Annotated in this window: 22 protein-coding genes and 2 pseudogenes; 11 read left to right on the forward strand and 13 right to left on the reverse strand. The window is 73.0% G+C overall.

What is annotated here, in order from left to right; genetic code table 11:
• Nucleotides 1–558 precede the first annotated feature (558 nt).
• From BXY45_RS19865 to BXY45_RS19875, 3 genes are all read left to right on the forward strand, one after another.
• Nucleotides 559–942: a PadR family transcriptional regulator gene (locus BXY45_RS19865; RefSeq protein ID WP_109776271.1), complete on the forward strand. Its 384-nt coding sequence runs from the start codon at nucleotides 559–561 to the stop codon at nucleotides 940–942.
• Nucleotides 929–1,615 carry a hypothetical protein gene (locus BXY45_RS19870; protein ID WP_109776272.1) on the forward strand — a complete coding sequence of 229 codons (687 nt, stop codon included), beginning with the start codon at nucleotides 929–931 and terminating at the stop codon, nucleotides 1,613–1,615. Before BXY45_RS19865 ends, BXY45_RS19870 begins: the two co-directional genes overlap by 14 nt.
• Before the next feature lie 146 nt (nucleotides 1,616–1,761).
• A complete protein-coding gene (locus BXY45_RS19875; RefSeq protein WP_146211290.1) occupies nucleotides 1,762–2,697 on the forward strand; it encodes a tetratricopeptide repeat protein in 936 nt (311 codons plus the stop codon).
• 139 nt (nucleotides 2,698–2,836) lie between these two features.
• On the opposite strand, the gene BXY45_RS19880 is transcribed toward BXY45_RS19875, so the two are convergent.
• The 3 genes and pseudogenes from BXY45_RS19880 to BXY45_RS24885 form a co-directional block, all read right to left on the reverse strand.
• Nucleotides 2,837–5,638, reverse strand: a complete 2,802-nt coding sequence (locus BXY45_RS19880) for a PEP/pyruvate-binding domain-containing protein (protein WP_109776274.1) — start codon at nucleotides 5,636–5,638, stop codon at nucleotides 2,837–2,839.
• A 94-nt stretch (nucleotides 5,639–5,732) separates the two neighbouring features.
• Nucleotides 5,733–8,834 (reverse strand): AAA family ATPase, encoded by a 3,102-nt coding sequence (locus BXY45_RS19885; protein WP_245961945.1) that lies wholly within the window; start codon nucleotides 8,832–8,834, stop codon nucleotides 5,733–5,735.
• 63 nt (nucleotides 8,835–8,897) lie between these two features.
• A pseudogene (locus tag BXY45_RS24885) lies at nucleotides 8,898–9,035 on the reverse strand (zinc-ribbon domain-containing protein); the annotation flags it as partial.
• A 180-nt stretch (nucleotides 9,036–9,215) separates the two neighbouring features.
• On the opposite strand from BXY45_RS24885, the gene BXY45_RS19890 reads away from it, so the two are divergent.
• On the forward strand, nucleotides 9,216–10,886 hold the full coding sequence (locus tag BXY45_RS19890; protein ID WP_170131634.1) for an MFS transporter: 1,671 nt from the start codon (nucleotides 9,216–9,218) through the stop codon (nucleotides 10,884–10,886).
• Nucleotides 10,887–10,934: 48 nt separating this feature from the next.
• On the opposite strand, the gene BXY45_RS19895 is transcribed toward BXY45_RS19890, so the two are convergent.
• Nucleotides 10,935–11,576 (reverse strand): MFS transporter, encoded by a 642-nt coding sequence (locus tag BXY45_RS19895; RefSeq protein WP_146211291.1) that lies wholly within the window; start codon nucleotides 11,574–11,576, stop codon nucleotides 10,935–10,937.
• A gap of 266 nt (nucleotides 11,577–11,842) precedes the next feature.
• Nucleotides 11,843–12,250 (reverse strand): hypothetical protein, encoded by a 408-nt coding sequence (locus BXY45_RS19900; protein ID WP_109776278.1) that lies wholly within the window; start codon nucleotides 12,248–12,250, stop codon nucleotides 11,843–11,845.
• 210 nt (nucleotides 12,251–12,460) lie between these two features.
• Here BXY45_RS19900 and BXY45_RS19905 point away from each other — a divergent pair, with 210 nt between their 5' ends.
• Complete coding sequence (locus BXY45_RS19905) at nucleotides 12,461–12,766, forward strand: chorismate mutase (RefSeq protein ID WP_109776306.1); 306 nt, start codon at nucleotides 12,461–12,463, stop codon at nucleotides 12,764–12,766.
• 94 nt (nucleotides 12,767–12,860) lie between these two features.
• Complete coding sequence (locus BXY45_RS19910; RefSeq protein WP_109776279.1) at nucleotides 12,861–15,722, forward strand: ATP-binding protein; 2,862 nt, start codon at nucleotides 12,861–12,863, stop codon at nucleotides 15,720–15,722.
• Here the strand turns inward: BXY45_RS19910 and BXY45_RS19915 are convergent.
• From BXY45_RS19915 to BXY45_RS24380, 6 genes are all read right to left on the reverse strand, one after another.
• Nucleotides 15,685–16,392, reverse strand: coding sequence for a hypothetical protein (locus BXY45_RS19915; RefSeq protein WP_109776280.1), 708 nt, complete (start codon nucleotides 16,390–16,392; stop codon nucleotides 15,685–15,687). The two genes, BXY45_RS19910 and BXY45_RS19915, sit on opposite strands and share 38 nt — an antisense overlap.
• 196 nt (nucleotides 16,393–16,588) lie before the next feature.
• Nucleotides 16,589–17,554 carry a siderophore-interacting protein gene (locus BXY45_RS19920; RefSeq protein WP_109776281.1) on the reverse strand — a complete coding sequence of 322 codons (966 nt, stop codon included), beginning with the start codon at nucleotides 17,552–17,554 and terminating at the stop codon, nucleotides 16,589–16,591.
• Nucleotides 17,551–18,507, reverse strand: coding sequence for an ABC transporter ATP-binding protein (locus tag BXY45_RS19925; RefSeq protein WP_109776282.1), 957 nt, complete (start codon nucleotides 18,505–18,507; stop codon nucleotides 17,551–17,553). The genes BXY45_RS19920 and BXY45_RS19925 overlap by 4 nt, the downstream gene beginning before the upstream one ends.
• Nucleotides 18,504–19,565, reverse strand: a complete 1,062-nt coding sequence (locus BXY45_RS19930) for a FecCD family ABC transporter permease (RefSeq protein WP_211319774.1) — start codon at nucleotides 19,563–19,565, stop codon at nucleotides 18,504–18,506. Before BXY45_RS19930 ends, BXY45_RS19925 begins: the two co-directional genes overlap by 4 nt.
• On the reverse strand, nucleotides 19,562–20,620 hold the full coding sequence (locus BXY45_RS19935; protein ID WP_425468342.1) for a FecCD family ABC transporter permease: 1,059 nt from the start codon (nucleotides 20,618–20,620) through the stop codon (nucleotides 19,562–19,564). The genes BXY45_RS19930 and BXY45_RS19935 overlap by 4 nt, the downstream gene beginning before the upstream one ends.
• Nucleotides 20,621–20,640: 20 nt before the next feature.
• Nucleotides 20,641–21,702: an iron-siderophore ABC transporter substrate-binding protein gene (locus tag BXY45_RS24380; protein WP_245961947.1), complete on the reverse strand. Its 1,062-nt coding sequence runs from the start codon at nucleotides 21,700–21,702 to the stop codon at nucleotides 20,641–20,643.
• A gap of 145 nt (nucleotides 21,703–21,847) precedes the next feature.
• Between BXY45_RS24380 and BXY45_RS19945 the strand changes: the two genes are divergently transcribed.
• Both BXY45_RS19945 and BXY45_RS19950 read left to right on the forward strand, forming a co-directional pair.
• A complete protein-coding gene (locus tag BXY45_RS19945) occupies nucleotides 21,848–22,195 on the forward strand; it encodes a PadR family transcriptional regulator (protein ID WP_109776285.1) in 348 nt (115 codons plus the stop codon).
• A complete protein-coding gene (locus BXY45_RS19950) occupies nucleotides 22,192–23,685 on the forward strand; it encodes a hypothetical protein (RefSeq protein WP_109776286.1) in 1,494 nt (497 codons plus the stop codon). Before BXY45_RS19945 ends, BXY45_RS19950 begins: the two co-directional genes overlap by 4 nt.
• Here the strand turns inward: BXY45_RS19950 and BXY45_RS19955 are convergent.
• Nucleotides 23,587–23,820 (reverse strand): annotated as a pseudogene (locus BXY45_RS19955) (M24 family metallopeptidase); the annotation flags it as partial. The gene BXY45_RS19950 and the pseudogene BXY45_RS19955 sit on opposite strands and share 99 nt — an antisense overlap.
• A gap of 80 nt (nucleotides 23,821–23,900) precedes the next feature.
• On the opposite strand from BXY45_RS19955, the gene BXY45_RS23565 reads away from it, so the two are divergent.
• The 3 genes from BXY45_RS23565 to BXY45_RS19965 are packed head-to-tail and all read left to right on the forward strand — an operon-like array spanning nucleotide 23,901 to nucleotide 25,048.
• Entirely contained in the window at nucleotides 23,901–24,242 is a 342-nt protein-coding gene (locus BXY45_RS23565; RefSeq protein ID WP_170131635.1) for a hypothetical protein, read from the forward strand.
• Nucleotides 24,239–24,589: an ArsR/SmtB family transcription factor gene (locus BXY45_RS23570; protein WP_170131636.1), complete on the forward strand. Its 351-nt coding sequence runs from the start codon at nucleotides 24,239–24,241 to the stop codon at nucleotides 24,587–24,589. The genes BXY45_RS23565 and BXY45_RS23570 overlap by 4 nt, the downstream gene beginning before the upstream one ends.
• Before the next feature lie 15 nt (nucleotides 24,590–24,604).
• On the forward strand, nucleotides 24,605–25,048 hold the full coding sequence (locus BXY45_RS19965) for a hypothetical protein (RefSeq protein WP_342799589.1): 444 nt from the start codon (nucleotides 24,605–24,607) through the stop codon (nucleotides 25,046–25,048).
• Here the strand turns inward: BXY45_RS19965 and BXY45_RS19970 are convergent.
• Nucleotides 25,011–25,328, reverse strand: coding sequence for a hypothetical protein (locus BXY45_RS19970; RefSeq protein WP_146211293.1), 318 nt, complete (start codon nucleotides 25,326–25,328; stop codon nucleotides 25,011–25,013). The genes BXY45_RS19965 and BXY45_RS19970 overlap by 38 nt on opposite strands.
• Nucleotides 25,329–25,341 lie beyond the last annotated feature (13 nt).

Consider the following 25,341-nt stretch of genomic DNA (forward strand, 5'->3'; position numbering starts at 1 on the left):
CTGATCGTGGGGTGCTGGGACCGGTACCGCTGGGAGAACCGGCCTCGCTCCAAGCGCATCCGCGCAGCATGATCACACCTACTGGCGGACGTTCTTATCCCTCTCGACGGCGAGGAGCAGGTGTTCCTCGAGGAAGCGCGGACCGGCGAGCTCCTGCCCAGCGGTAGGGAGTTCCTGGTCACAGTGCAGACGCCGCAGCGCTCGCACGCCTTGTAGTGCCGCAGGAGCTGCGTACGCGCTGCGCATCCGGGCCTGACGCACACCGGCGGTGCCTCGTGGAGTCGTTGGCGGGGAGCTCGGAAGAGTTGGCCCCTTCCGAGTAACGAAGCGACTACGCGCAAGGGGCCAACACTTTGGAGCTCCCGGAATCAGCCCCGGCACCTCGCGGAGCGGACCCGCACAGACCGCACGCACACAGACCGGACCACGAGGACGGCGACGACGACGACCGCAGCGCCGCGCATCAAGCACGGATCGCCCATCAGTCGCGGAGCCAGTCCTCCATGACACGCAGTTGGTACTAGGCGAGACCCACTACCGATGGCTACTGTGCGACGCATGGCACCGGATCTCGACCGCAGGACCCAGCTGCTCCGCGGCGCTCTGGACACCTGCCTGCTCGCCCTGCTCGCCCGCACGCCCACGCATGCATACGACCTGGTCGTCCAGCTGGAGAAGCACGGCCTGCCCGACATCAGCTACGGCACCGTCTACCCGTTGATGACCCGCCTGCGCAGCCAGGGGCTGGTGCGCGACGAGACGCGCCCCAGCGACAGCGGCCCTCCCCGCAAGGTCTTCCACCTGACGGACGAGGGCCATCGCACCCTGCACGCCTGGAGCGAGCAGTGGATTCAGACCACCACGACCATCACCGCACTCCTACGCACCGCAGGAGCCGTGCCCGTTCTCGAACCCGAGGAGCCCGCCCGTGTCCACGCTTGAGCGCCGCCGTCCCCAGACCGCCAGCACTGACGCCGTCCTCAGGCGCGTCGACCGGCGCCTGCGCCGGCTGGACCTGCGTCGTGTCGACAGACTGGCGATCACCGCTGACCTCCACGCGGACCTGCTCGCGGCAGAAGCGGACGGCCGCGACCCCGCCGACCTCATCGGACCCGACGTGGACCGGTTCGCGCTGCGCACCGTGGTGGAGGGTGACTACGTCATTGGCTACCGCGGCCCTGCCCGCCTGGCGCTGCTCGGCACACTGGCTGCCGTACCCGCCGTCGTCGTCGCCCACCTGGTGGCGCTGGGCGTGATCCAGCCCCTCTTCACGGCGTTCGTCAGCCCCTTTCTGAACCTGCCGCACTTCGGCGACGAGGCCGCCTGGCTCGCGACGGGTGTCATTAGCCTCCTCGGTGCGCTTCCCGTGGTCGGGCTGCTGCTGCACGGACGGCCAGGAGCGCGCTCGACCATGAAGGTCGCTCCGATCGCGCTCGCCCTCGCAGCAGCCGTCGCCGTCAGCGGCAACAGGGCGGTGCTGGAGGGAGCCTCGGAGATCAGCCCGCTCAGCGTCGTCATCCAGGTCCTCTGCGGGGTGGTCCCCCTGGCGGTGGCGTTGCTGGTCGCCCGCTGGTGGGGCTTGCGCCAGAGCGGCGAGACCGCCCCGGTCGTCTGACCCGCGCTGGCCGGGCCGGCACCTCCTGGCCCACCTGGATACCTGGCACAACGCGCTCACGACGGCTCCACGCGGGGCCGCTTCTGGGGGCCGTAGCGCAAACCCGTGGACCGGGCTCGGCCGGCCGGACAGGATGGCCAGCCGTGATGACCGAGACCGAGGTCGCTGAGGACGACGACGGGGGCTCCGACCTGTACTGCGAGGGCTACGACCTCGCTGAGGCCGGTGAGCACGAGCGCGCCGTCGTCGTCTTCACGCGCTCCGCGGAACTCGGGTACGCCGACGCACTGCATGCCCTAGGCAATTCGCTCCGCGAGCTGGACCGCACCGAGGAAGCGGTCCGCGCCTTCACCGACGCCGAAGCGGCCGGGGTGACGGAGTCGATCCTCAACCTCGGTCACGCGCTCAGGGAGCTCGGCGACGCCGACGGCGCCGAGGCCGCCTACCAGCGGGCGCGCGAGGCGGGGGATCCCACAGCGCCGATGTGCCTCGCGACCCTGTGGCGTCGGCGAGGCGATGACGCACCAGCCCGAGAGCTGCTGGAGCGCTCGGCCGCCGAGGGGAACGCCTGGTCCGCCGGTGAGTTGGCGCTGTGGATGCTGGCCGATCTCGACGACGACCTCGATGCCGTCGAACCTGGCGGCGACATCGAGACGCTGCTGCGCCGAGCAGCTGACGTCGACGGTGATGCCCGCGCCGACCTCGCGTGGGTGCTGCGACGCCGAGGCGAGCTCGACGAAGCAGAGGCGCTGCTGCGCACCGGCCACGAGCAGGGCGACTGGGACTGCTCGATCAAGCTGGCCGTCCTCCTCGACGAAGACCGCGGTGACGTCACGGAGGCCGAGCAGGTGCTCCGCGCGGCGGCTGCAGCCGGCGAGCTCTTCGCGTGGAACAACCTCGGGCTTCTGCTGCGCGACCAAGGCCGGCTACTGGAGGCGGAGGACGCCCTCCGACGCGGGGCCCGCGGCGGCGATGCCCTCGCCGTGAAGAACCTGCGGGCGCTGCGCCGCGACTACCGCCGCCAGCTCGGCCGCGCCCACCGCCGCACGGCTCGGGAGTCCGTCAACGTCGGGCACGGGTGACCGGCGCCCTCGGCGCCGACGCGCAGGCCAGCCGCTGTTCGTGTCGGCGGGGTTGTCAGCGTTGAGCTCGGAAGAGTTGGCCCCTTCCGAGTAACGAAGCGACTACGCGCAAGGGGCCAACACTTCGGAGCTCGCGGAATCAGCTCCGGCGCCCCGCGGACCGATCCCCCACAGACCGCAGGCGCACAGACCGGACCACGAGGACGGCGACGACGACGACCGCAGCGCCGCCCGCGAGCGCAAGCCAGCGCGATCGCCCACCGCGTTCGGCAGAGCCGGCCGGATCGCCGCCACGCCCGTCGTCGTCCTCCTCCTCCTCCTCCTCCTCCTGCTCAGGGACCAGGGTGACCGTGCCGGCGTCGCCATCCACGGTGACCAGCGCCCCGTCGGTCAGGCGCTGCGTAGCGACGCCCGTGCCGAGCACGGCGGGGATGCCGTACTCGCGCGCCACGATCGAGCTGTGCGAGAGCGGCCCGCCGACGTCGGTGACGACGGCGGAGGCCATCGCGAACAGCGAGGTCCACGCCGGTGTGGTCATGCGGGCCACGAGAACGTCGCCGGGTCGCAGGCGGGCGGAGTCCTCCGGGCCTGAGAGCACCCGCGCCACGGCCGTCACCTGCCCACCGCTCGCGCCGACGCCGCGGACCACCGGCCCGGTCTGGGACTGGTCACCGCTGGGCATCACGCCGCCCAGGGCCCGCTGCAGCCACGGCGGGGCGAGCGGCAGCAGCTGCGGCGGGCTCGCGAGGCGCTGACCGCGCCACATCTCCTTGCGCACCGCCACACGGTCACGCAGTGGCGTGAGATCGCCGGCGGCGGCGGCCTCCATTTCGGTGCGGCGCAGCCAGAAGACGTCGTCGGCGTGCTCCAGCACCCCAGAGGCTGCCAACCGCCGGCCCGACTCCCGCAGGAACCTGCGGATGGTCGGCCACGCCAGACCGATGTCGGAGAGCGCGTCCTCGCGAGCGGCGCCCGCCTCCTGTGCCCACCGCAGCAGCCGCACCAGCAGGGAGCGGCGCAACGGGCTGAGCCGCCCCAGCACCTCCGCGGTGGCGCGCTCGCGCCGCTCGGCGGAGCGGCGCTGCCGCTCGTGGGGATCGCTGCCGTGACCTTCCAGGTACTGGCGCAGGGTGGCAATCAGCGGCTCGGGGTGGTCTGCCGGAACGCCGACGGAGAAGTCCAGGGTGTAGAGCGCGTGCCCGTGCTGCTGCAGGTGGTCGTGGAGGAGCTGGTGCCACGCGGGATCGTCAGGCACCCGCCCGGCCCGCAGGGCTACCGCGACGGGCGGGTGGCGGTGCGCCCATTCCGCGAGGTCGAACAGCGACGTCTCCGCGCGGATCGGCGCGCTGTCGAGGCCGAGCAGCAGGTCGAGCGAGGGTGGGTCGCCGGGGCGGCGGGCGAGCCGGTCGTAGGCTGCGCGGAACACCGCCTCGGTGATGACCGCCTGCGGCACCACCGACTGCACGGCCGTGTAGTAGGTGCACCCGGCCTCGAGCAGTTCCGCGGCGGCGGCCAGCAGCTCAGCCTGGCTCATCTCGGCTTCGCGTCGCGCCGCCCACCGCTCGACGAGCGCGGCGTAGGTCGGGTGGGCATGCTCCCGCCAGCCGCGCACGCCCGTGTGCGCCTTCCCGTTGACGAGCCACACGACGGCCCGCGGCGTCGCGAGGCACATCCGCACGAAGGCCGTGTGGGAGAAGAAGTAGTAGGCGTAGCCGTTGACCGTGGGGAAGCGGATGTCGTCGTCGTCGTCGAACGCTCCCTCACCGAGGGCCTGCGAGACCAGCGCCCGCAGCGACCGCGGGACGGCCACCCCGGCGAGGTCCGCGAACAGCGGCGTCAGCGGGTCGGGCAGCTGCTCGACGATGCTCGCCCTCCAGTACGTGCCCCCGTGGACCGGCACGGTCCAGTCGGTGGGGACGTCGCCGGTGGGCTCCGGGAGCGCGGTGATGGGCCGGGCCTGGAGCAGCACGAACGCGCCGGCGGTGTCGCGCGCCCACTCGACGTCCTGCGGCGCACCGAGATGCACCTGCACCCGCAGGCCGAGGTCCGCGAGCGCCAGCGCCTCGGTGTCGGTGAGCACGGGACGGCGGCGCAGGTGATCGGGGACGGGCTCCTCGCGCGTCCCGCCGTCGCTGGAGGCGAGGGCGCGGGTGAGCACGGGCTGGTCCGCCGTCGTCCTGCTCACCACCGCTCTCCGAGCGGTGTCGACGACGACGACGTCGGGGGTCACCGTCCCCGACACGACGGCTTCGCCCAGACCCCATGCGGCGCTGATGACGGTGCGGCGGCGCTGGCCGGTGGCGGGGTCGGCGGTGAAGAGCACGCCGGCGGCGTCGGCGTCGACCATCTGCTGGACGAGCACCGCGAGCGCGAGCCGGTCAGCGTGGCCGTCGTCGTCCTGCTGGTCCTGCTGACGGCTGTGGGGATGGTGCCTGCGGTAGTCGATGGCGCGGGCGGTCCACAGCGACGCCCAGCAGGCGCGGACGGCGTCGAGCAGGTGCGCTTCGGTGCGGACGTTGAGGAAGGTGTCCTGCTGTCCTGCGGAGCTGGCTAACGCCAGGTCTTCCGTGGTGGCGGAGGAGCGCACGGCCACCGGCGGTGAGCCCAGCTCGCGCCAGGCGCTGACGATCGCGGCGGCGAGGTCGGCGGGCAGGGGCGCGGAGGTGAAGAGGCGGCGGACGTCGTCGGACGCGTCCGATCCGCGTGCCGTGATCAGGCGGGTGAGCTGAGGGGCGATGCCGGTCTGCACGACGAAGTCCTCGTACGCGTCCGTGAGCACCACGTAGCCGGGTGGCACCGAGAACCCCGCGGCGAGCAGGTCACCGAGGGTGGCGGCCTTGCCCCCGGCAATGGCGGTGTCCGTGCGGCGCAGGTCACGCAGGGGCACCACGCGGGTCGCGGCCGGCGTCGTCGCTGCCGCCGGAGGGCTCGACGAAGTCATAGGTGCCGGTCTACTCCAGCGCGGTCGCCGTGACGAGCCATACCGGGGAGTCCGCACCGGGGAGTCCGCGCCGGGGCAGAGGGCAACGTGCTGGTCAGGTTCGAGCGGGCTGCGCGTCGGACAGCCGAGCGATGACGGCGTTGAGCAGCGGCGAGCGTTCGAGCGGGTCCGCCTGGAGCGCCGGTCGGATGAGCTCGTGCAGGCGGTCGGATCGACCGGCTTCCAGGAACCACGGGCCGACCATCCCGAGGTGATGGGCGTACTCGTCGACGAGTCGGCAGTAGTGGTAGGCCACGTCGAGCAGTTCCTCAGCGACGTCGAGGGCTGCGCCGAGGTCGCCACCGACGTAGTGGCGCACCGCGCGCGGCGCCAGCACCCACAGGCGGTCGATGCCCTCCCCGTCGTCGCGCAGCGGCACGGCGAGCAGGGAGACGGCCGTGGCCCTGTCGCCGCGCGCGTCGGCGGCGAGGGCGCGCTGGACGCGGATGGTCACCTCGGCGATCCAGTCGTCGATGACGGGATGCGCCGCGACGAGAGCGTCGAAGGCCTCCCACCGTCCCAGCGTGCGCAGGGCCAGCGCCTGGTTGGCGACCGCCTGCTCCCTCGCGGGGTGGTCACCGGCGGCGGTCGCGACGGCGATCGCCTCGTCACCGATGGCGACGGCGGCCTCGAGGTCCTCCTCGAGCTCGAAGGCGTGGGCGACGAGCAGGCTGAGGCTGAGCTGAGCGGCGAGGTGGTTCGCGCGTGCGTAGTCGACGGCGAGACGGCGCAGCTCCCGCGCGACGACCCGGTGGCCGCGCAGGCTCTCCGACTGAGCCACCGAGCCGAGGGCGGATGCCAGGACCGCGGGCTGCCCGCTGCGTTCCGCGGAGGTGAGCATCCGGTCCTGCCAGATGAGCGCCTGGGTCCAGTCCGCCCTCGTCTCGAACCACAGCATGAGCCGCTTGGCGATCGTGGCCGCCGGTCCCGGCCGCAGCCGCTCGAGCACGGCTGCGTCCTGGAAGGGCTCCAGGACGCGCCACTGGCTCGTCGCATCGCCCATCAGGGAGTGGGCCCGAGCGGCGAGAGCGGCCGCCCGGGCGCGGTCGTCCAGGGAGGCCGCCCCTTCGAGGACCGGCGCGAGCACGGCCGTGACCTCGTCGAAGCGGGACAGCGCCATGGCCGCCTCACCCATCGCCAGGCGCGTGGGCACCTCGCGTGCGGGGTCGGTGACCAGGCGGAGGATCTCGTGGCCGAGCGTGAGCACCTCCGTGGCACCGCCGACCTCGGCCGCGTGGTCAACCGCGGCGCTCAGCCACGCCAGGAGGCGCGCCGTCACGGTGTCATGGGCGGGGTCGGTGCCAGGGAGCGCGTCACGCGCATCACGCAGGTGCTGGGCGATGACGGCCGCCAGCTCGCCGCGAGCGCCGGTCTCACGTTCGAGGTGGTCGACCGCGGCGAGGTGGAGGGCCGCCCGGTCGCGGCGTGACTGCTGGGCGTACGCCACGTCGCGCACCGACGGCTGGAGGAAGGCGATGCGCCCGCCGTCGGACGAGAGGCGGTCGCGCACCCAGGCGAGCACGTCGCGCGCCACGAGCTCGGCGACGAGCGCCTGCGTCTGGCGCTCGGTGAAGCCGGTGAGCGCCTGCAGGCCCGCCACGGTGAAGACCTGGCCGAGCACGGCCGCCGCCATGACGAGCCGCCGCTGCTCGGTGCCGAGGAGGTCGAGCCTGCTCGCGATCAGCACCTGGAGGCTGGTGGGCGCTCCCATGCGTCCGACGCTCGTCAGGTCGGCGCCGGCGCGGACGCGCAACGGCGACCGGGGGAACTCGGCTCCGGTCTCTTCGAGCAGCCCACGGTCCTGCAGGGCGCGGACCGTCTCGACCGCGTAGAGCGGGTTCCCCTCCGCACGGCGCACCAGCGCCTCCTCGACCTCCTCGGGAAGGTCGTCCACGACCTGCGCGAGGAGCTCGGCGACCTCGGAGTCGGTGAGCAGCGGGAGGTTGACCACCGTCGTGTGGCGCAGGGCGGCCAGACGAGGATGCCGTTCGAGGAGCTCGGGGCGGGCGACCAGCACCACGAGCCCCGGGAAGGCGACCGAGTTCACCAGGTGCTCCACGAAGGCGAGGAGGCCGGCGTCGGCGTGGTGTGCGTCGTCGATGATCCACACCACCGGCGTCGATCCGTCCGGCTCCTGCGCGCTGAGCAGCTCGAACCACCTCGCCCACGCGGCGAACGCGTCGTCGAGGTCGGTGTCGTCGGTCTCTCCCCGGCCCCTGGACCCGAGCAGGCGCTGCACGTGCCCCTGGATCCACCCACGTTCACCCGCGTCGGCCACGAGCGACCGCAGCGACGCCTGCAGCTTCTCCTGGATCTCCGCCGGGCCGTCGTCGCTGGTGACCCCGAGCCGCACGCGGACCGCCGCGCTCAGTGCCGAGAAGGCGACCCCGTCGCCGTAGGACAGGCAGCGACTTCGGTGCCAGAGCACGTCGGACGGCAGGCCCTCGACGTACTCCTCCACCTCGCGCATCAGGCGGGACTTGCCGACACCCGCCGGACCGTTGACGAGGGCGATCCGGGGTCGCTCCTCCTCCTCGACCCCGTGGAGGAGCTCACGCAGCACTGCCAGCTCACGCCGCCGCCCCACGAGCGGGACCTCGAGGCGGCGCCGTTCGACGGGGGCGCCGCTGCGCAGCGTCTCGACGGCGTACAGCTCGACGTCGCCGACGCGGCCCTTCAACCGGTGCGGACCCACGCTGCGCGTCGCCACCACCTCGGACACGAGCTCGGCCGTGGACCGGTCGCACCACAGCGTGCCGGCGGGAGCGAGGCTCTGGATGCGCGCCGCCGTGTTCACGGGGTCGCCGGCGACCATTCCCTCTCCGACGGCTCCGACGGTCACCGCCACCTCGTCGGTGGTGATGCCCACCCGAGCTGACAGGTCCGCGGCGCCCACGCGGTCACCGAGCAGGGAGACCGCTTCGAGCAGGCTCAGGCCGGCGCGGGTCGCGCGCTCCGCGTCGTCCTCGTGAGCGGCGGGGACGCCCCACACGGCCATCACGGCATCCCCGATGAACTTCTCGACGGTCCCTCCGTACCGAGCGACGATCGCGCGGGCGGCGGCGAAGTACTCGCTCAGCAGCTCACGGACGTCCTCGGCGTCCCGGGTCTTGGAGAGCGAGGTGAAGCCGACGAGGTCGCAGAACAGCACGGACACCACGCGCCGCTGCGCGACCGGGACCGCCGTCGTCGTCGTCGGCGGCGCCGCGCCTGCGACCCTCGTGCCGCAGACCGGGCAGAAGCGCGCTCCGTCAGGGAGCGTCGAGCCGCAGTGAGCGCAGTTCCGCAGGGAGGCTCCGCAGCTGGCGCAGAACAGGTGACCCTCGCCGACGGGTTCTGCGCATGCCCGACAGTGCAACCCCGGTGTTCCCTTCGCTCAGCAGGCGCGTCGTGCGCGTCCGCCAGCCTAGGCGCGTGCGTCGATCGGTCACGACCGGTCACGACCTGCGGTTTCGATCAAGACGCGCACTGTTTCGCTGTAGTGTTGCTCTACCCATTCCCGCGGTGGTCGATGGGGACCCGATCCCGAGGTGACGCGATGGCTGCCCGACCCGTTGCCCGCTTCACGGCGGTCGTCCGAGACACCCGGGAATCGATCGTCGCGGTGTTCGCGAACCGCAACCTCGCGCGCATGCAGGTGGCGCTGCTCATCTCCCTGATCGGCGACCTCGCGTTCGCCACCGCCGTGACCGTGTGGGCGTTCGGCGAAGGCGGAGCCTCGGCCGTCGCCGTGCTCACCGCCGCCCGTCTCGCCGCCGCCGCCCTCACCGCCCCCGTCGCCGCCGCCATCACCGACCGCGTGTCACGGCGCTCGACGCTGCTCGCCACCCTGGGCATCCGCGCCGCCCTCATCGCCGCAGCCGCCGGCTGCCTGCTCGGAGACGTCGAGAGCCCCTGGCCGGTGTACATCCTCGCCGCCGCCGCCGGAGTGCTCGTCGCGCCGTTCCGCACCGCGCAGCGCGCCTGGATGCCGGCCCTCGCCGCGCACCCCCGTGAGCTCGCCGCCTCCAACGCCACCAGCGGGACCCTGGAGAGCCTCGCCGTCTTCGTCGGACCCGCTCTCGGCGGTCTCCTGCTGATGGTGACCAGCGTGCCCGCGGTGTTCGGCATGACGGTGGCGGCGCTCGTCGTCGCCGTGGTCGCGGTCGTCGCCATCCGCCCGGAGAACCGTGGGAACACGGTGACGGCAGTGCCCCACGACGAGCCGGCGGGCCTCCTGCGCGAGCTGTCCGCCGGCTTCCGGACGGTCTTCGGTGACCCCGACCTGCGCCTCGTCACGGGTCAGGTGTGCGCGCAGACCTTCATCGGCGGCGCCGCCAAGGTGTTCCTCGTCGTCGTCGCCGTGCAGATCGTCGGCACGGGGGCGGAGGGAGTCGGGTTCCTCGAAGCGGCACTCGGGATCGGCGCGGTCATCGGTGGCGTCGTCGCGATCGCGCGGGCCTCGCGCGGGCGTCTCGGCTGGGACATGACCGTCGGCGTGGTGCTCTGGTCGGTCCCGCTGCTGCTGATCGCCGCCTTCCCGCACCTCGTCGTCGTCATCGCCGTCCTGGTGGTCGTGGGAGCGGCGAACCCCGTCGTCGACATCAACCTCGACACGATCGTGCAGCGCATGACGCCCGAGCACCGGATGGCCCGCGTCTTCGGCGCGCTCGACACCTGCTACATCACCACGCAGGCGCTCGGCTCCCTCGCGATGGTCCCGCTCCTGGACCTGCTCGGCCTGCAGTGGGCGCTTGTGGTCGTCGCGCTGCCGGTCGCCGTCGCGGCGGTGCTGAGCCTGGGCCGGATGCGCCGCCTGGACGCGCGGCTGCAGGCCCCCGAATCGTTGGGACTGCTGCGAGGCATCCCCTGGTTCGCCTCTCTCACCCCCGCGACCCAGGAATCGCTCGCGCGCTCCCTCACCCGCACCGAGGTGGCGGGCGGGACGGCCGTGGTCACCCAGGGCGAGAACGGCGACGAGCTGCACATCATCGAGTCCGGCCTGGTCGAGGTGACCCAGGACGGGCGCCTGCTGCGCACGCAGGAGGCCGGCACCTTCTTCGGCGAGATCGCGCTGCTGTACGACACCCCCCGCTCGGCCACGGTCACCGCGCTCACCGACACCGTCCTGCTGTCGCTGCGCCGTGAAGACTTCCTCGCTGCCGTCACCGGCGTGAGCCGCTCGCTCGCGGAGGACACCGCAGCCACCCGTCTCGCCTTCCGAGGCTGACGCGGCTCGGTGTCGCGCGCGAGTGCCTGTCCGCACACGACGGTCGCGCTACTCCTCGTGCTGCTCCGGGGCGTGTCCTCCCGGGTGGACCGCGTGTTGCGGCAGCCGACGCCCCACGAACAGGATCGCCGCAGCACCCACGGCCGAGGCCGCGCCGACCACGAGCCACGGCAGCCACAACCCCACCGCCATCGCGGACACGAGCAGCGGCGCGAGCAGTGCCGCCGCGGTGAAGGCGTACTGGAACGCCGCGAGGTGCCGCCCGCGGGACGCGGCCGGGGCGGCGGCCTCGGCGAGCGCGTTGACTCGGGAGCCGAACAGGAGGCTCCCGGCTGCCAGCAGCACCATCGACGCCAGCGCCCACGGGCCGACCCAGCTGCTTGGCAGCCAGATCGCCGCCCCGCTGGCCACCGCCCAGCCGGCGAGGCAGCAGCCGCCGAGCGCCATCGCGGTGGTGCGTCGCCAGTGCCCGGTCACACGCACCACGGTGACCGTGAGCAGCGACGTGGCCGTGAGCGCGGTGATGCCCACCCCGGCCGCCCACTCCGAGCCCGGCGCGAGCTCGCGCAGGTAGACGGCCATGCCCACGAGGAGGAAGTCCACAGGCAGGCCGAGCAGCCCGGCGACGACGATGAGCGCCAGGTACGGCCGGTTGCGCCACACCGGACTTCGCCGCCCGCGGAGGCTCACGTTTCGAGGGTTGCCGGCGAAGCTGCACCACTCCCTCACGATCACTCGAAATTGACCGCCTCCGTAGACCGAGCGGAGTCGGGCGGTCACTTTTGGTACCCGAGACGGCCCCCGGTCAGAGTCGTTCAAGGACCTGCGCGCCACATTGCGCGTCCGCAGTGGGCAGCCTGAAGCCCGGTGGGCAGGATCACGCCCGCTTCAGGGCCCGGATCCGGGCGTGAGGCTGCCCACCGGGCGTGAGCCTGCCCACCCCCGACCGTCGGAGGTCACGCGCGGACGTCGAGGCCTTCCTCACCGCCGTCGGAGAACCGTTCGAGGGCGCGCGGGCTGAAGCCGTAGCGCGTGGCCAGGTCGCGCAGGTGGTGGGGCGAGACCGTGCCCGTCACGGTGCCCTGCGCTCGCTCCTCCGCCAGCTTCCGGGCCAGTTGGAACGCGGCGAAGGTGTCGTTGGGAGACAGCGACGCCGACGTTCCGACCTCGCCGTCGGCCGTCACCTCGAGTCCGGCTTTCGCCTGGAGCTGGGCCCGGTCGTCCGCGGTGAGGTACTGGGCCGCTGAGTCAGGATTCGAGAGCGCCGGGAACTCCGCCGGTTCCTGGTCTTGCCGCTTGTCATGGCGGTGGTGAGCTGCGGAGGGCAGCGGGCGCCCCGCTCCGCCTGTCGCTGACACGGACATGGTCGTCTCCGGGGGAAGAAGGCACGGAAAGTGGTGCTCATCGACGCTGCCGACCGTAGTGGATCTGGGCCTCTCACCAGGGGCGATCGCCGCAACCGCCGAGCACCTCGGGAGGGAGACGCAGGCGCACGGACGCGTGCGGCAGGATGCCCTGCCGAGGACCCGCGCCCGTCGTCGTCCCCGTCCTACCCCGTGATCGAGGCACCCCCGATGACCACTCCCCCCGTTCCGTCCGAGCTCGCGGAGCTGCGCCGCAGCATTGACAACCTCGACGCCGCGCTCGTGCACACGCTCGCCGAGCGGTTCCGCTGCACCCAGGCGGTCGGTGAACTCAAGGCGCGCCTGGCGCTGCCCGCCGCTGACCCCGAGCGGGAGAAGCGCCAGATCGAGCGCCTGCGCGGTCTGGCCACCGAGTCGGGTCTGGACGCCGACTTCGCGGAGAAGTTCCTCAACCTCATCATCGACGAGGTCATCCGCCACCACGAGCGGATCAGCGCCTCGACGGGTCCCGCCTGAGGGGCGCACACCACCTCGGCGTCACCGCAAGCGCAGCACAAGATCGGTGCTCGGCGGTGTCCGGGGCGCCCCGACGACGGCAGGATGTTCCGGCGTGGACCTCGTTGTGCACCGCGCCGAGCTGGTCGGACGCGACCACGACGCCGCCCGGGTGCTGGCCCTGCTCCTGGAGCACCGCCTGGTGACGGTGACCGGCTTCGGCGGGCTCGGCAAGACGCAGCTGGCCCTGGCCGTCGCGGATCAGGCCGGCGGCCACCCAGTGGGCTCCCAGCCCCTCCAGGTCCGTGTGGTTCTCCTCGCCGACGTCCGTCCAGGCGGGGTGCGGGCGGCCCTGGCGAGGCAGCTGGGCGTCCCCGCGACCGGCAGCGTGGGCGAGTACCTCCCTCCGGGGCCGCTGCTGCTCGTCGTCGACAACTGCGAGCACGTGCTGGCCGAGGCGGCCCAGGAGGTGGCCGACGCCCTCGCGGGCCACCCGGGGGTGCGGGTGCTGGCCACCAGCCGTGAAAGCCTCGGACTTCCCGGCGAGCGCCACCACCCCTTGCAGCCGCTGGCGCTCCCGCCCGCGGGGACCCCCGCGGCGGAGGCTGTGGGCTACGCGGCGGTCGAGCTGTTCGTGCAGCGAGCCCGGGCGGTCAACCCGCACTTCCACCTCGACGACGCCGACCCCTCGGTCACCACCCTGGTGCGCATCCTCGACGGAGCGCCACTGGCCCTGGAGCTGGCCGCCGCGCGAGCCCGGTCCATGACACCCGGGGAACTGCTCCAGCGCTTCGCCGGCCCACGTGCCCTGACGGCGAAGGCCAAGGGTCCCTCGCCGGAGCGCCACCGCAGCCTGGCGGCCGTGGTGGCGTGGTCGTACGACCTGCTGGAGCCGGTGGAGCAGCGGGTGCTCGAGAGGCTCGGGGCGTTCGCCGGCACGGTCACGCTGGAGGGCGCCGAGGCGGTGTGCTCCGGGGACGGGGTCGACGTCGCGGACGTGCTCGCGGCCCTGGACGCGCTGGTGGACAGGTCTCTCGTCCGCGTGGCCGGCACGGAGGACCTCGCCTCGGCCCACCGCGACACCTCATCGCTGGGGCGCACCCGCTACACCCTGTTGGCCACGTTGCGCAGCGCCGCACGCGTGCGGCTGGCTGACAGGCCGGAGGCCGAGCGGGTCGCCGAGCGTCACCGTACCTACGTGGTGTCGCGGGCCCGTCGCGTGCGCGCGGCCAGCGACCTCCGCATCGACCCCGTCCTCTTCACCGACTTCGCCGACGACGCAGCCGAGGTCGAGCAGACCGTCGCCGCACTGGTCGCGGGCACCCCGCAGCAGGACGACGACGACGCGCGCCAGCTCGCCGACGAGCTGCTGACGTCGATGTCGGAGGCGGTCTTCGACGGCCTCGCCGGCACGGTGATGTCGATGGTGCGCTCGGTGCTGACCCGCTGGCCGCAGGCACCGACCGACCCGCGCGGTCGCGCTCTGCGCGCCGAGACGCTCTCCGTGGCCGCCAACGCCGCGCGCCTCGCCGACGACGCCGAGGCTGCCCGCGCCTTCGCCCGCGCCGCCCTGGAGCTGAACGCCGGTCCTGCCGGAGCCTTCGCGCACCGCGTGCTCGCCGAGCTGACCGCCTGGTGGGACGACGACGCGGAAGCCGGGCTACGGCACGTCGACGAGGCGATCGAGGGCTTCGCCCGCGCTGGACGCATCCCCTACCTGTGGGGGGCCCGCGGCGTGCGCTCGGAACTGCTGGGCCACCTCGGGCATCACGCCGCGGCGCGGCGCGGCTTCGAGGAGCTGCTGCCGGAGGTGCGCGACTGCTCCCCCTGGCAGGAGGTGCACGCGCGGTTGCAGGCCGCTCTCACCCTCGTACCGTCCGATCCCTCACGTGCTGTCGAGGAGCTGGAGGGGCTGCGGACCGGCAACCACGTCGCGCAGCACCCCTTCGAGCGAGCGGCACTCCTGAGCGCTCTCGCCACCGCCCACCGCGCCGCGGGGGCACCGGACGCGGCCCGCCGCTTCGCCGCGGACTGCCTGGCGCAGATACTGGCCGTGGGCCCCTGGCAGTACTGGCAGACCTACCTTGCAGCCGCTGTGCCCATGATCGCCGAAGACCCTTTGCGGCGGCCCCTCGCCCGCCAGCTCGTGGCGTTGCTGGAAGCCGACGGGGTGCGCCCGATCGCTCTCTTCACCCCGACCTGGACCGCCGACAGGGCAGCGCTCGGCGGCCTCCCAGTACCGGGGTTGACCCGACGCGACGCGCTGCTGGCCGCGCGTGACGCACTGCTCGGCGTCGGCGGCGAGCAGGAGCGCGTGCCTGTGCCTGTGCCTGTGACGCAGCCGCCGACCCGCCTGGGCCGGATGTCGTGCGGCGTCGGTGTCTGGACGCTGACCTGGGCGGGGACCACGGTCCACGTCGCCGACCGTAAGGGACTTCACGACCTCGCCGTCCTTCTCGCCAGCCCGCACCGAGAGGTGTCCGCGGTGCAGTTGGCGGGGGCGCTGGAGCTGGACGGTGCCGAGGCCGACCTCGGGGAGATCCTCGACCCGGTGGCACGCCGCGCATATCGGAGGCGCCTCACCGCTCTGGAGGAGGGAGGGGAGGGCGAGGGTGCGGAGGCCGTGGCGCTGCGCCAGCAGCTCGCAGCAGGAGGCGTGTGGCACGGGCGTGCGCGCCGCGCCGGCGGGACGGCGGAACGCGTGAGGTCAACGGTGGGGTGGCGCCTGCGGGCGGTGCTGCGGCAGCTCGCTGCGGTCCACCCCGAACTCGGCGAGCACCTGCGGGCGTCGGTGCGCGTGGGGGCTCTCTGCTCCTACGAGCCCTCAGAAGAGGTGACGTGGGTGGTTAGCACGGTGGTCACCCCAGGGATCGATCCAAGGATCGGCCCAGTCGTCAGTCCGCTGGCCGGCCCAGCGACCAGCGGGGCTCTCAGCGGGGTCATGCCACCACCATCTGGGCCGCCATCCCCACGGTGACCACAGCGCCGGCCCACGCCGCGACTCGCCGGGCCCGCACGGTGAGCCAGCGCCCCAGCAGGTGACCGGCCAGGGCAAGACCGGAGTGCCACAGCACGGAAGCGGTACCGCACCCGAGCGCGAACGCCAGCACCACGCTCGGCGTGCTGGATGGCCCCAGTGAGGTCGCCAGTGCGGTGAGGGTGAGGGTCGTGAGGGAATTGGGGGCCGCATGAACCACGAATCGCAGGAGCGTCGAGCGCGCCCCCTCCGCCTCCGGAGCCGGGTCCCGGCAACTGTGGAGAGCGATGGGCACTGTCTGCAAGGCTGACCGGAGAACATGAGCACCGATCACGACGATGACGACGGCGGCCACCATCTTCACCTCCGCGTGCCAGGGTCCCAGCGCCCCGCTGACGACGCCGCCCGCCGTCGCCGCCACGAGAGCGAAGAAGACATTGCTTGCGGCCACGCCAGCAGCCGCGCACAGGGCCACTCTCGGTGTGGAGCGCAGGCCAACGTCCATGAGCATCCCGGAGAGCGCACCGAAGGGAACGGAGATCGCCAGCCCCGCGGCGACCCCCACGAGCAAGCCTTCGAGCGGGGAGGGGCCGGCGCCCTCCGCAAGACCGGCCAGCGCTGTCGCATCGAGGGCCGTGAGGTGCAGGTCGGTCAAGGCGAGGGCCAGCACGGCAGCTCCAGGGGCGGGCGGGGTCGTCACCCGTAGCGCGGGAACTGCGCCCTCCCCCTGGGAGGTGCGCCATCCTCGGCTCCGTGCTCCTCGTGACCCTGATGTTCCCTCCGTGATCCTGGGCTTCCGAAACAGTGCTCAGGGCAATGTTCCGGAAGCCCATGATCACGAGTGGGTCATCGGAGCCCGGGACGCCTCAGAGGCCGGCGGAGTCGTAGAGCGCGTCCACCTCGTCGGCCACGGCCTCGGGGTCGCGGGTCTCGTCGGCCCACAGCGCCTCCAGCTGCGACCGCACCCCGCCGTCCAGGCCCTCCCAGGTCCGCGTCCACTCCTCGGCCCGCTCGATCCAGTACCCGACCACCTTGTAGGCGGCACCGGGCAGACGACGCTCGTGACGCAGGTGCTTGCGCACGGCGCGCTGCACGCGCGCCTCCCCGGCGAACCAGACGTATCCGGGCTCCGACGGGAGGGTCATCGCCTGCAGTGCCTCCAGCAGCCCCGACGGGCCGTGGCCGTTGCCCCCGACCAGCCAGACCACCTCCAGCGGCCCCGGACAGGTCAGGTCGATGCGGTGGGAGGCGTCGGGCACCTCGACGACGGCGCGGCTGCGCACGTCCGGCGGGGCCTGCTCGAGCAGCCGGGCCAGCGCCGGAAGACCCGTGGCATCCGCCACGAGCAGCTGCCAGCGCGCGTCCTCCGGCCGCTCGTACAACCCCTTCGGGGTGTTCATCCCGATGACGTCGCCGGGGCTGGCGTTCTGCGCCCAGCTGGCGGCGACTCCCCCCTCGTGGACGACGAAGTCGATGGCCACCTGGCCGGGCGCCGGCAGGGCGCGGATGGTGTAGCAGCGCATCGGCCCGGGGTCGGCGCCCTCGGGGTACTCCCAGTGGTCCCCCGACGCGAAGGGCATCACGACGTCGGTCTGGCCGGGATGGGGCAGGAAGAGGCGCACGTACTCATCCCCCACCCCGGTGCTGGCGAAGTCCGTCATGTCCTCCCCACCGAGCACCACGCGGATCATCCCCTCTCCCACCGGGTGGGTCGAGAGAACCTCGGCTCGGCGGATGCGCCCGGGGTCTCGGGTCGGCTGGTCAGCGTCGATGGAGACGTCGGTGGAGACGTCGGTGGTGGCGTCGGTGCGGGACGTGGTCTGGGTGCTCATGGGGTGTCAGCTCCGTCCGGTGTCGCGGTGGGTGCGGAAGGGTCGGCGGCGGTGGTGTCGGTGGCGGCGTCTGCGCCGTCGTCGGGGAGGGGGCGGGCGCGGGGGACGACGAGCGGGGTGCCGGTCTCGGGGTCCTCGATGACGCGGCACGGGAGGCCGAAGACCCGCTCGACGGTCTCCTCGGTGACGACGTCCTCGGGTCGCCCCGTGGCTGCTACAGCGCCGTCGGCGACAGCGATGACGTGCGAGGCGTAGCGCGCGGCCTGGTTCAGGTCGTGCAGGACGGCCACCAGGGTGTGCCGGTCGCGGCGGTTGAGGTCCTGGAAGAGGTCCATCACCGCGACCTGGTGGGCGATGTCCAGGTAGGTCGTGGGTTCGTCCAGCAGCAGGACGTCGCTCTGCTGGGCCAGCACCATCGCCACCCACACCCGCTGGCGCTGCCCTCCGGACAGCTCGGAGACCAGCCGGGTGGCCAGGTCGGCGACACCGGTGGCCGCGAGCGCCCGGGTCACGGCCTCCTCGTCGCGCAGCGACCAGCGGTCCAGGGCGTTCTGGTGCGGGAAGCGGCCTCGGGAGACCAGTCCGGCCACGGTGATGCCGTCGGGGGCGGTGGCGGTCTGCGGCAGCAGACCGAGCGCGCGTGCGAGCTCCTTGGGGGCGTAGTCCTGCAGGTCGCGTCCGGCAAGCTGCACCGTTCCCGCGGTGGGCTTGAGCAGCCGCGCCAGGGCCCGCAGGAGCGTGGACTTGCCGCTGGCGTTGGGGCCGATGATCGCGGTGAAGGACCCTTCGGGGACGAGCGCGTGCAGGTCGGTGCTGATGACGCGCTTGCCGTAGCCGATGGTGATCCCTCGCGCCTCCAGGCGCGGCGGAGAGCTCTGCTCCTCCAGGCGCGGCGGGGGTGCCGGGTTGGTGGTTTCAGGGTGGCGCGTGTGGTGCGCTGCGTGCGTCGTCATCGTCGGTACTCCCTCACGAGCAGCCACAGGAAGAAGGCGCCTCCCACCGCGACGGTCACGACGCCGACGGGAAGGGTCAGTCGCGCGGCGGCGAAGTCCGCGCAGACCAGGAGCAGGGCCCCGGTGGTCGCCGCGGCCACCAGGCCCACTCCGGCGCTGCGCGTCAGACGACGGGCGAGCTGCGGCGCCACGAGCGCGACGAAGGCGATCGGTCCGGCGACGGCGGTCACGAGCGAGGTCAGCGCCACCGCGGTGAGCGTCGCCAGCGCGCGCGTGCGCTCGGGCCGGGCTCCGAGTGCCGCGGCGGCGGCGTCGCCGAGTTCTCCCTGTTCGAGGGAGGGCGAGAGCCAGGCCACCACCGGCAGCAGGACGACGAGCCCCACGAGGAAGGGCCGCAGCTGGTCGTAGCCGAGGTCGGACAGCGAGCCGGCGGCCCACACGGACGCGGCGAGGGCGAGCTCCTCGGAGGCTTCCAGCAGCAGAGCGGAGTTCACGGAGGCCAGGAGGGCCGCCACGGCGATGCCCACGATGAGGAGCCGGAAGCCCTGCACGCCCCCGCGGTACGCCAGGCCGTAGACCGCAGCTGCGGTGACCAGCCCCCCGACGAGGGACCCCGCGGCGATGGCCACGAAGGAGCCGGAACCGGCCACGAGCGTCACCGCGAGCACCCCGGTGAAGGAGCCGGCGTCGAGCCCGAGCACGTCCGGGGACCCGAGGGGGTTGCGCGTCAGGGACTGCATGACCGCCCCGGCGAGGCCGAGCGCCACGCCGCACGCCACGGCGAAGGCGAGCCGCGGCAACCGCCACCCCAGCACCACGAGCTGGCTGCGGCGGTCGCCACCTCCGGTGAGCACGTCGACGAGCTCCCCCACGGACAGCGTCGTGGTGCCCACCGCCAGGGTGATCACCCCTGCCAGCACGACGAGACCGGCGAGGGTGGCGCACACGAGGGCCGAGCGGCGGGCCAGTCGCGCGGAGACCCTGGCGCCCCCGAGCGCGAGGCGGAGCGTCACCTGCTGGTCGGCGACGCCCGGGGCGGAGGTCGGGTGCGCGCTCACAGGGCGCTCAGCTGTCGTCGTCGGACGAGGGCGATGAGCACCGGGGCGCCCACCACCGCCGTGACGAGACCCACCCGGACCTCCCCGGAGGGCAGGACGACGCGGGCCAGGACGTCGGAGACAAGGAGCAGCACCGCCCCGGCCACCATCGACGTGGGGATGATCCACCGCTGGTCAGGACCGGTGACCCAGCGCACGGCGTGCGGGACCATGAGGCCGACGAAGGCGATCGGACCGGCGATGGCGGTCGCGCCGCCGGCCAGCAGGGTGACCGCGACGACGGTCAGCACGCGCACGGTGCCCACCCGGGCGCCGAGGGAGCGCCCGAGGTCGTCTCCGAGCGCGAGCGCGTTGAGGGAGCGCGAGAGCAGCAGCGCCAGGACCAGCCCGAGGACGACGAAGGGAACGAGCGTCCATGTCTGGCTGATGTCGCTGCTCGCGAGCGAGCCCACTCCCCAGAACCGGGTGGCGGTGAAGACGTTGCGGTCGCGCAGGGCTATGCCCGTGGCGATGCCGCTGAGCACGGCTCCCAGGGCCACCCCCGCCAGCGTCACGCGCTCCGGACTAGCGCCTCCACCACGGCTACCGAGGACGTAGACGACGAGCGTGGCCACGAGGGCGCCCACGAAGGCGAACCACACGTAGCCGGCGGCGGCGGAGATCCCGAGGACGCCGATGCCGAGCGTGACCCCCAGCACCGCACCGGCGTTGACACCGAGGATGCCGGGGTCAGCCAGGGGGTTGCGCGTGTACGCCTGGATCAGCGCACCGCAGGCGCCAAGGGCCGGTCCGACCACCAGCCCCGTCAGGGTGCGAGGGATCCGCGACTCCCACAACACCAGGCTGGCCTGGCCGCTGCCGCGGTCGACCAGCGCCTGCCAGGTCTGCCCCAGGGACAGGTCTCGCGCTCCGACGCTCGCGCTGACCAGGCAGGCCACGGCGAGCGCCACGATCAGAGCCAGCAGTCCCGCCGTCCGGCGGGACTGCTGGCCGCGGTCGACCGACTGGACCGGCCGCGCCGACCGGGCCGGCGAGATCGACCGGGCCGGTCCCACCGGCGGGCTGGTCACCCGGCTCAGCCCTTGGCGACGATCACGGCGAGCGCCGGGACGACCGTGTCGAGCGACCACGGGATGGCCAGCGCCGACGGAGCGCTGGAGGCCCAGGCCAGGCCCTGCTCGGGCATGGCGTAGGTCCTGCCCTGGGCGATCGGGGCCCATGCGCCGAGCAGCGGCTGCGCCTTCATGCCCTCCCACTGGGCCTGGTCGTTCGCCCAGATGAGCAGGACGTCGGTGTCGACGGTGTCGAGCTCTTCAAGGCTGACCTCGAACCCGGCGTCCTTCGTCGCCTTCGACCTCTCCACCACGGCGGGCGCGGGGGTGAAGCCGAGCTGCTCGATGAGCTTCACGCGGGCGTCGTCGACGCCGTACAGACCCATGACGGCCTCACCCTCGGTCCAGGGAGACCCGTAGGCGAAGGTCTTGCCCTGGAACTCGGGGTGTGCGGCGGCGTGCGCGGCGATGGTGGCGTTGGTCTCGTCGATGACCTCCTGCGCCGCCTGCCGGCGGCCGAGGGCCTCACCGACGGTGAGCTGGACGTCCTGCCAATCGGCGGCCCAGGCCTCGCTGCGGTAGGCGATGGTCGGAGCGATCTCGCTGAGCCGCGTGTACTGGGCCTGCGTGATGCCGGAGTGCCGGGCGATGATGACGTCGGGCTCCAGGCCGAGGATCTGCTCGTAGTCGTACTCGCCGCTGTCCAGCGCCTCGACCACCTCGGGCATCTGACCGCCGAGCTCGGTGACCTTGTCGGCGAACCACGGCAGGTAGGTGTCGACCGTGCCCCAGGTGAAGTCGGTGACGCCGACCGGCACCACGCCCAGGGCGGCGACGGCATCCTGGGAACCCCACCCGAGCGTCACGACGCGCTGGGGCTCGGCATCGATCGTCGTCGTTCCATAGACGTGGTCGATCGCGACGGGGAAGGCCTCCCCGGACGCAGCAGCGGAAGATGAGGCGTCCGTGGTCGAGGCGCCGGGTGCGGCCGAGCCGCCGCACCCGGCGACCAGTGCGACGGCGGTGAGGACCACGAGGGCGGTGAGGGCGGTGCGGACGCGGCCCACCGCGCTGGGCAGGAACAACGGAGCCTCCAGAGACGACCACAAACTTAGGTGAGGCACACCTAACCACACCCCCCCGCCGCTTGACCCCTCTCCGTCACGTGCGTCGGCATGGGGCACCGGCGAGGCTTGCATCGATACTCCCGGTGTGGGAATACTCCACGGCATGCCTCCGCTCACCGAACCCGCCTTCTGGGTCCTCACCGCCCTCGCCGAAGGACCTCTCCACGGCTACGCCGTGCTCAAGCGCGTCGGCGAGCTCTCCGGCGGAACCACGAGCCTGCGCGTCACCACGCTGTACGCCACGCTCGACAGGCTCAGCCAGCAGGGACTCGTGCGCCTGGTCTCCGAGGAGGTGGTCGACGGGCGCGCCCGCCGCACCTACGAGATCACCCCCGACGGCCGCGGCCAGCTCACGGCTGAGGCCGAGCGCCTCCTCGCCCGGGCCCGGGCGGCCCAGCAGCAGCTGCAGGCACGGCCCCAGCTCGGACACGCCCTGGTCACCACCTCGTGAGCGCGCCCCGCGATCCGTACGAGCGGCTGCTGCGCTGGTACCCGCGAGCGTGGCGGGACGCCCACGGCGAGGTCTTCCTCGCGACGATGAGGGACGCCGACGACGACGCCGGCCGCGCCCGTCCCTCTCGCGCTGACGCGTGGTCGGTGCGGGTGCACGGCACCGCCGAGCGACTCACGCCAGCCGCCGGGTGGGGGCTGGCCACCGCCGGCGCTCTCGCTTCGCTGGTCTCCGTCGTCCTGCTGTTCACCCAGCTCGGGGGCGACGGCCGCTCGCCCTCTACGGGCTGGGAGGTGCTCACCACGCCCGCTGCATTGGCGCAGCTCCTGGCGTCTGCCGCCGCCCCCGCCCTGGTCAGCCTGGGGGCGGTGGCCCTGCTGCGCAGCCTGCGAGTGCTGAGCGACCCGGCGTCGGTCCTCGCGGGCACCGCCGCCGTGGTCGCGTGGGGCGTGGCGTCGGTCACGTCGACGTCGTGGGGCGTGGGCTTCGAGAGGGCCGACCCCGGGCTGGAGCAGACGCCCTTCGCGGCGGCGACCTGGCCGCTCTTCCTCGCCGCCGCGGTCGTGGGGACCGTCGCAGCCGCAGCCGTGTGGGACGGGGTGTTGTCCGTGGTGCCGGCCCTGCGCGACACCCGCGGCCAGCACCGCCCTCGGGCCCTCGTGCGGCGCGCCCTCGCCGTGGTGCTGGGCGCCCCGACGTCGCTGTTCCTCGGCCTCGGCGCCCTCGCCCTCGGCTCCTCGGTGGTCGTGGGCGCCGGCGTGGCCGCCGCATGCCTGGTGCGACGCCGAGACCCCGCACCTCGCGTCGTGCCGAGGGCGCAGGCTCCAGTTCCGTCGCCGCTCCCTCGCCGTCGTCGTCCTCTTGTGGCCGACGGACGACGGGCCGCCGCGGCGGGGCAGCTGGCGGTCGCGGCGCTGCTCGTGGGGTCGGCGGCGACGGTGCACGCCCTGTGGGGCATTTTCTGGCAGGACGCACTGGTCTACGCGGGGGTGCCCTTCGCCTCGCTGCCCTCGATGAACCTCGGCCTGGCGGTGGGCAGCGTCGCGCTGGCGCTCGTGGTGGTCGCGGTGCCCCTGCTGGTGGTCCCGGGGCGGAGCCGGACCGCGCTGCTGGTGACCGCTGCCGTCGTCGTCGCCGTCCTGCTGCGAGGCCTTGACGCGCTGCGGGGACCGGAGTCGAACATCGCGCTCATGCTCGTTGGGGCAGCTGTCCTGGGGCTGATGGCGGCTGCGCTGCTGGCCCGCGTACTGCCGGGGCGGCCGGCATTGCGCTGGCCGACCGCCGTCCTGCTCGGTGCGGCGCTCGGCGTCAGCACGGGCATAGGGGTCCTGGCGGTAGCTCCTCTGCTCGCGCCGCTCGGGGCGGCCACCCTGGTGGTGGCGCTGCTCGTATCAGCGGCGCGGGTCCGGAGGGCTCGGCTGCAGCCGGCCGGCCATGACGTCGCAGGCCCAGGTCTCCACGTCGTCGACGTCGATCGGCAGCGCCCCTGACAGCACCTCGTGGCCGTCCTGCGTGACCAGCAGGTCGTCCTCCAGGCGCACCCCGACCCCGCGCAGCTCCGGGGGCACGGTGAGGTCGCGGGCGTGGAAGTACAGGCCCGGCTCGACCGTCATCACGACGCCCGGCTCTTGCTAACGGCATGTATCGGAGTGCCGTGAGCCTCGGGTGTGGATATCTCTCAGCCGATAGGCTTACAGTAAGCGCTATGGCTGATGATTTGCTGCAGGAGACGACCTTCGGCACGTACTACGTGCGGCCGGGCTGCCAGGACGAGTTCGAACGGACCATCCCCGAGAGCTGGCGCGTTCTGCGCCGGCTCGGCTTCATCACCGAGGCCGAGCCCGTCCTCTTCCGCAGCGTCGCCCAGCCGCGCACGTACATCGAGATGGCTCACTGGCTGCCGCAGGTCATGGGACCGGCCCACGAGCACCCCGATGTCATCCCCGTCTGGACCCGGCTGGCCAACACCGTCGAGAGCCGCACCCCCGAGGCCGTTCCCCGGGGGCTGACCTTCTCCGAGTTCGTCCGGGTAACCGTCACCCCGTGAGCGACCCCGCACCCGAGCGCCAAGAGCCGTCGGTCCGTGGCCTGGCGGACCTGGACGAGCTCGACGCGCTCTTCGCAGCCCTGTCGCACCGCACCCGGCGGGCGATCCTCGTGCGCCTGCAGGCCTACGGGGGCGCCATGACCTCCGGCAAGATCGCGGAAGGCATGGAGAACACCTGGCAGACGACGAGCCGCCACCTGCGCCTGCTCCAGGAAGCCGGCCTCATCACCGCCGAGCTGCACGGCAGAGAGCGGATATACCGCCTGACCGCAACGCCGATGAAGGACGCTCTGGCGACGTGGGCGGCGCGTTTCCCCTCGGACGACTCGAACGACTCGAACGGCTGAGACGCTGGACGGGTGATGCGCCGGTGGCCGCAGCAGCCCCGCTGGTTGCGCGTCGCCGTCGTCGTCCTCGTCCTACTGCTCTTCTACGGCACCGCTGTGCACGTCGCGCAGCTGCTGACCGCGCGGGGTCAGCCGTATCCGGCGCTGCCCGCGTGGCTCCGGCTGTACTTCGTCTCGCTGACCCTCCTCGATCCGCTCGCCGCGGTACTGCTGCTGCGGAGGCATCGCGTCGGCGTGCTGCTCACCGTCGGTGTTCTCGTCACCGACGCCGCCGCCAACACGCTCGCCAACTACGCTTTTGACGACGCCACCGGCGTCACCGCCGGCCGATTCGGGCAGGCAGTCATCACGCTCTTGGCGGTCGGCTGCCTGATGATCACCCCGGCGCTCTGGCGAGCGACCGCATCACCCAGACCACGGATCAGCCAAACTCCAAGCCCCCGAACTCGGCGTACCTGACCGCCACACGCGCCGGGTTCCCGTCGATGTCGACCACGCCGGGCACCGAGACGACCGACGGAGCACCGGCGACGACGTCGGCGAAGTTCCGGCCCGGCCAGGGGTGCAACTCGACGAGCCCGCTGTCCGAGGCCCAGTCGTAGCCGGCCGTCGAAGACTTCACGGGACCGTCCATGGACGCCTTCAAGGGCTCCGATGCGGCCGCGACGATCGCCGAGACGTCGTTGACGGAGGGAGAGGACGAGGACGACGGCGCGCCGGCCTCCGTCGTCGTCCCCACGGATCCGGCGTCC

The organism is Quadrisphaera granulorum, assembly GCF_003149145.1.
Classification (GTDB): domain Bacteria; phylum Actinomycetota; class Actinomycetes; order Actinomycetales; family Quadrisphaeraceae; genus Quadrisphaera; species Quadrisphaera granulorum.

Coding starts and splice junctions, on each gene's coding strand:
- BXY45_RS23565 (WP_170131635.1), top strand. CDS start 23,901: ATGGCTGATGATTTGCTGCAGGAGACGACCTTCGGCACGTACTACGTG.
- BXY45_RS19945 (WP_109776285.1), top strand. CDS start 21,848: ATGCCTCCGCTCACCGAACCCGCCTTCTGGGTCCTCACCGCCCTCGCC.
- BXY45_RS19965 (WP_342799589.1), top strand. CDS start 24,605: ATGCGCCGGTGGCCGCAGCAGCCCCGCTGGTTGCGCGTCGCCGTCGTC.
- BXY45_RS19900 (WP_109776278.1), bottom strand. CDS start 12,250: ATGTCCGTGTCAGCGACAGGCGGAGCGGGGCGCCCGCTGCCCTCCGCA.
- BXY45_RS19875 (WP_146211290.1), top strand. CDS start 1,762: ATGACCGAGACCGAGGTCGCTGAGGACGACGACGGGGGCTCCGACCTG.
- BXY45_RS19865 (WP_109776271.1), top strand. CDS start 559: ATGGCACCGGATCTCGACCGCAGGACCCAGCTGCTCCGCGGCGCTCTG.
- BXY45_RS19905 (WP_109776306.1), top strand. CDS start 12,461: ATGACCACTCCCCCCGTTCCGTCCGAGCTCGCGGAGCTGCGCCGCAGC.
- BXY45_RS19920 (WP_109776281.1), bottom strand. CDS start 17,554: ATGAGCACCCAGACCACGTCCCGCACCGACGCCACCACCGACGTCTCC.
- BXY45_RS19925 (WP_109776282.1), bottom strand. CDS start 18,507: ATGACGACGCACGCAGCGCACCACACGCGCCACCCTGAAACCACCAAC.
- BXY45_RS19880 (WP_109776274.1), bottom strand. CDS start 5,638: ATGACTTCGTCGAGCCCTCCGGCGGCAGCGACGACGCCGGCCGCGACC.
- BXY45_RS19890 (WP_170131634.1), top strand. CDS start 9,216: ATGGCTGCCCGACCCGTTGCCCGCTTCACGGCGGTCGTCCGAGACACC.